This window comes from uncultured Cyclobacterium sp. (assembly GCF_963976465.1).
Lineage (GTDB): Bacteria > Bacteroidota > Bacteroidia > Cytophagales > Cyclobacteriaceae > Cyclobacterium.
Genome location: NZ_CAXBOC010000399.1, coordinates 1 through 5513 on the forward strand (window position 1 = coordinate 1; position 5513 = coordinate 5513).

Consider the following 5513-nt stretch of genomic DNA (forward strand, 5'->3'; position numbering starts at 1 on the left):
AAGATGCCCAAGATTCAACAAAAAGTTTTTATTTTAAGCAAAGTAGATGGCTTTTCTAATTCGGAAATTGCAGAAAAATTAACTATTTCTACGCGTACGGTAGAGCATCATATTTATAAAGCAAAGAAGTTTTTTAAAGTTAATAATATTGAAAATTATGGTTTTATTATACTTATTTTTAATGAAATTTTGTTTTGGTTATGAAATAGGGGTGAATATTTAACCTTGTATTAATATTTTTTTAACATTTTTTAAATAATGAGTACGTGTTTTTTCTTTTGCCTGTGTATTATAAAAAAAGGCAAAGCAATTGGACAAAGAAAAATTAAGACGTTACCTGAATGGTTTATCTTCCAAAGAGGAAGCAGTAGAAATAGCCAAATGGCTTAACGAGAGCAATTCAGCTAAAGAAATCAATGCGATATTTGAGGAAACTTGGGAGAAGTCTGGAAATACCATCCATGCCGATACCAAGAAGAAGCACCTTTGGGAAAAAATAGATCAAAAGACCGGAAATAAGCCTGAGCGCAAAGAGGAGCAGCATAAATATTCATTTTTAAGATCAGCTGCTGTTTGGTTATTATTGGCCGGCTTCCTAGTGCTATCCGCCAAGGTGATTTGGGAGAACAACAAGGAAGAAGGTGAGCAGGTGGTCCTAACGGAATGGGTAGAGAAATCTGTTCCATCCGGAGAAAAATTACTTTTAACCTTACCGGATAAAAGCAAGGTACTGGTGAACAGTAATTCTAAAATCAAATTCCCCACTTCATTTGAGAAAGATTCCAGAGAAGTTTACTTAGAAGGAGAGGCATTTTTTGAAGTGGAAAAGGATCCGGAAAGACCATTCTTTGTTTTTACGAGAGAGCTTACTACGGAGGTGTTGGGAACTAGCTTTAATATTAATAGCCGATTAGCGCGTACCAAAATAGCTTTATTGGAAGGTAAGGTAAAGGTGAAGAATAATACTGAAGAGGCCTTTTTATTACCGGGAGAAATGGTAGAGGATGGAATGGATAGTTCCGGGAAATTGGAAATAACATCATTTATATATGCCAAGGAAATGGCATGGAAAGATGGTCAATTAAAATTTCAGAAGAAACCACTTAAAGTCATCTTAAAGCAGCTGGAGGACTGGTACGGCGTGAAATTTGAACCCGAAAATAATATCAATTTAGACAGGACTGTCACAGGGACCTTTCAAAATGATAATTTGGATAATTTACTATCCGGATTAGGCTTTACTATGAACTTCAAACACACAATTGATAATAAATATGTCAAACTTAATAATAATAAGCCTATGAGATAAATAATTACAGGATAAACCCTCCATCGCCAAATGTCCGGGTTTACCCTGTCCGTTCTTATAAAATTTTATCCTATAAAAACATACTAAAATATGAAAACAAAAATACTTCACCTAATTAAAATGGTATCACGTCATATCTTATATGGTTTACTGTTGCAGGTGATCTTCCTAAGTACCTTACTTGCGAACGATACAAATGCACAGATTAAGCCAATAGATGAAACTTACCTTCAGGTCAACCAAACCGAATGGCAAATAATAAAAATTATCGATTTGGTTGAAAAACAAACTGAGTATAGGTTAGTTTTTGCAGATGATCAGCTGAATGCTGACAGCAAGATTGTATTGCAGCCGGGCAGAAAATCTGTCTATGAGATTCTATATGAAATATCAACCAAAACTGCACTTAAGTTTAAACAGGTAAACAATACCATCTATGTTGGAAAACTGCCTGAATCCCAGAAGCCGACTGAGGATGAAGAAGAATTGATGGCTCCTATTAATGGGGTAATCAAGGATGTCAATGGTGCTCCCATACCGGGTGCCACAGTAGTTGTAGAAGGAACCACTGTTGGTACAGTGTCTGATCTTGATGGCAATTTTAGCATTGATGTACCGGAAGGAAAGGCCTTGCTCATCAGTTTTATAGGTTATGAAACCCAGCGTATTGTACCCGGGTCACAGACTCAACTTTCCATTGTACTGGAAGAGGATCAGACTTCCCTTGATGAAGTAGTAGTGGTAGGATACGGTGTTCAGGAGAAGTTATCTGTTACGAACTCTTTGGCACAGGTAGACGGTGAAAAACTAGAAAGGAGACCGGTAGCCGATTTCCAGCAATCTCTTCAAGGACTTGCTCCTGGTGTTACTGTAGTAGACCAAGGCGGAAGACCTGGTAACAGTAATATCAATATCCGAATTCGGGGTATCACTACTTTAGGAAACAATAACCCATTGATAATTGTGGATGGAATTGAGCAAAGAATCAATGATATCAACCCTAATGATATCGCTTCTGTAACCGTACTTAAAGATGCCTCTTCTGCAGCGATCTATGGGTCAAGAGCTGCCAATGGTGTAATTTTGGTTACCACCAAGCGTGGTTCTGAAGGTAAAATTTCGGTGAGCTATGATGGTTACTTTGCCCTTCAGGAAGTGACCAATCGTCCGGAACATATGGATCTGGAAAGCTACTTTTATCTGGAAAACGATGCTTATGCCAATGCCGGAAGAAACATTCCTTATACGGATGAGTTCATTGCTAATTATGTAGCCAATGCACCGAGTCCTGAATATCCACTTCCTTTTCCTTACTGGAGAAAAGATGAACTTGGTATGTTGAAAACGGCTCCTCAGCAAAACCATACACTTTCTGTAAGCGGTGGAGGAGAAAATTTTTCAGGCAGATTTAATGTAAGGCATCAGGCAATTGATGGGGTAGCACCGAATTTCAGTGATAAACTGAATGAATTCAGGATGAACCTGGATCTTAAAGCTTCTGAAAAAATTAAGTTTTCCGGTGATTTAAATTACCGTACCAAAGAATCACTACAGCCGGCGGGGAGGTCTGTTGCAGGGAATGGTGAGTCATTGGTATTTCAGTACATGCTTCATGCAAGTAAATTTTCTTGGCCACAATATGAATCAGGAGAATATGGATTAGGCCCTCAAGTCAATAATCCACTGTTGTTTGCTGAATTAACAGGAGATAGCAGGACCATCAATGATTACTTGACAGGTAGTGTAAAATTTGATTATGAGATTTTGCCCGGGTTAAATTTTTCCACCCAGTATGCAGTAAGAAATACCCATGTTCAGGTGAAAACTTTCTTAAATAAATACAGGAATGAGGATCCGCTTACAGGAAGAGTTGCCCAGCGTGCTTTCAACAGCTTAAGGGAATACAGGTCCAATACACGGGAAGGAACCTTAAACAGTCTTTTGACCTATAATAAAGTTTTGGACAAACATAAATTTACCGGACTGCTAGGATATTCAACCATCGAGCATGAGACCAATTACATTACAGGTTATCGACAAGAGTTCTATAACAATGATGTACAGTCTTTGAGTCAAGGGTCAAATGAAAATCGAGATGCTACCGGAGTTGATAGTGAGTGGGGTTTAAGGTCTTATTTTGCCAGATTAAATTACAATTACAACGACCGTTATTTCTTTGAAGTAAATGCCAGATATGATGGTTCTTCTCGATTTAACAAAGATAACAGGTACAGTTTTTTCCCTTCTTTTTCTGCAGGGTGGAGGCTTTCTGAAGAAACTTTCTGGTCTGAATGGAAAGATTTGATTAATGAATTTAAGTTAAGAGGGTCATATGGAGGTACAGGTAATCAAGCGGTAGGGTTATATTCATTCTACGAAACCCTAAGCGCTATCAATTATTCTTTCAATGAATCTCCGGTACAAGGTTTTACCCAAACCAATTTAGCCAATCAAAATTTGACATGGGAGACTACTTACCAAACCAATATAGGTTTTGATATGGGGATTTTGGAAGACAGGGTTTCTTTGACTTTTGACTATTATGATAAAACCACTGATGGAATCTTACTTCAGTTGCCAATCCCTGCTTTAATTGGTTTGGGAGCACCTGTACAGAATGCGGGAGTGGTAAACAACAGAGGTTATGAAATTGGATTGAATTTCCGAGGAGGTAATAAATTAAGTTATGACCTGGGACTCAATTTCAGTCAAAACAAAAATGAGGTGATGGATCTTGTGAATTCTGGCCCCTATATTTCTGGAGGTACTACAGCTCCACGATTTATAATTCAAGAGGGAATGCCTATCAACTCTCACTGGGGTTATATCACTGATGGAATATTTCAGACCCAAGAAGAGGTGGATAATTACCCTACCTTAAGACCGAATAGTGCTCCGGGCGATGTTAAATATGTGGATGTCAATGAAGATGGTGTCATCAATGAAAATGACCATCAATACCTGGGCTTGTCTTTTCCCAAGTTTGATTTTGGAACGAACGGCACTTTCACCTATGGCAATTTTGATTTGTTTTACCAATTTCAGGGTGCTGCAGGTCATAAAACAAGATTGGATGGTGCTTTTCAGCAAATCGCCACTTATGAAACATTTACCCATGCAATTTACACCGACAACTATTGGACGCCGGAAAATCCTGATGCAGAATTTCCAAGACCAATTAAAGGGGATCCGAGAAATTTTCAAACTTCAGACACACAGTTGATTGATGCCTCCTACCTAAGGCTGAAGAATATTGTTTTAGGCTATACCCTGCCTGAGTCTATAATTGAAAAGATCTCGGTAAGTAGTATTCGCGTTTTTGTTGGGGCTACCAATTTGTTGACCTTTTCAGAGTTAAACAGATGGGATTTAGATCCTGAAATACCTTCAGGAAGAGGGCAATATTACCCACAAGTGAGCATGTATTCCCTAGGAGCAAATGTTAAGTTTTAAGATTGAATAGCTGATAACATGAAGAAATTTAAATATATATTGCTATGCTTCACCATTGTTTCACTGGTGGCATGTCAGGAAGATCTATTGGAAACAATTCCAAACGACAGGATTTCAAAAGAGATCTTTTGGAAAACACTCGAAGATTTAGAATACGCATCAAATGCTGTTTATCCCGCTCTAGATGGAACTAATATTTTCTATTATGATGGAATAACAGATCAATTGATGACCAATCATCCTTTCAATTCAAATACGGATATACAACGTGGATTTGGTACCATCGCTTCAGGTAAATTCTATGCCGAATGGCAAAATGCTTACCAAGGTATACGTAGAGCCAATGATTTCATGGACAATGTAGACCTTGTAGAAGAGGATGACCAAGAAGCCATCAATAGGTTTAAGGGTGAGGTAATGACCCTTAGGTCATATATTTACCTAAAACTGATTATGTTGTATGGAGATGTACCTTTGATTACGTCAGGCATAGACATAGAAGAAGGGCGTACGATTACCAGGACTCCTATTGCTGAGATTTGGGACTTTATAGAAGATGAACTTACCCAAGCAGCAGAATGGTTGCCATATGAAAACAATGGTAGAATAGGAAAAGGAGCAGCTTTGGCACTTAAAGCCAGAGCAATGCTTTATGCTGGAAAGTACAGTGAGGCTGCAGAAGCCGCCAAAGAAGTCATGGATAGTGGGGTCTTTAGTTTATACCCTGACTATTTTAACCTGTTTCAATATG

General features: G+C 38.2%; 4 protein-coding genes. All 4 read left to right on the plus strand.

The window, feature by feature from the left end; genetic code table 11:
* On the plus strand, positions 1 to 204 hold a 204-nt coding region (locus AAC037_RS18825; protein ID WP_339904758.1), incomplete at its 5' end, for a sigma-70 region 4 domain-containing protein.
* 106 nt (positions 205 to 310) lie between these two features.
* Complete coding sequence (locus AAC037_RS18830) at positions 311 to 1309, plus strand: FecR domain-containing protein (protein WP_339904760.1); 999 nt, start codon at positions 311 to 313, stop codon at positions 1307 to 1309.
* Positions 1310 to 1399: 90 nt separating this feature from the next.
* Positions 1400 to 4762, plus strand: a complete 3363-nt coding sequence (locus tag AAC037_RS18835) for a TonB-dependent receptor (RefSeq protein ID WP_339904762.1) — start codon at positions 1400 to 1402, stop codon at positions 4760 to 4762.
* A gap of 18 nt (positions 4763 to 4780) precedes the next feature.
* A partial coding sequence (locus tag AAC037_RS18840) for a RagB/SusD family nutrient uptake outer membrane protein (protein WP_339904764.1) occupies positions 4781 to 5513 on the plus strand: 733 nt, incomplete at its 3' end.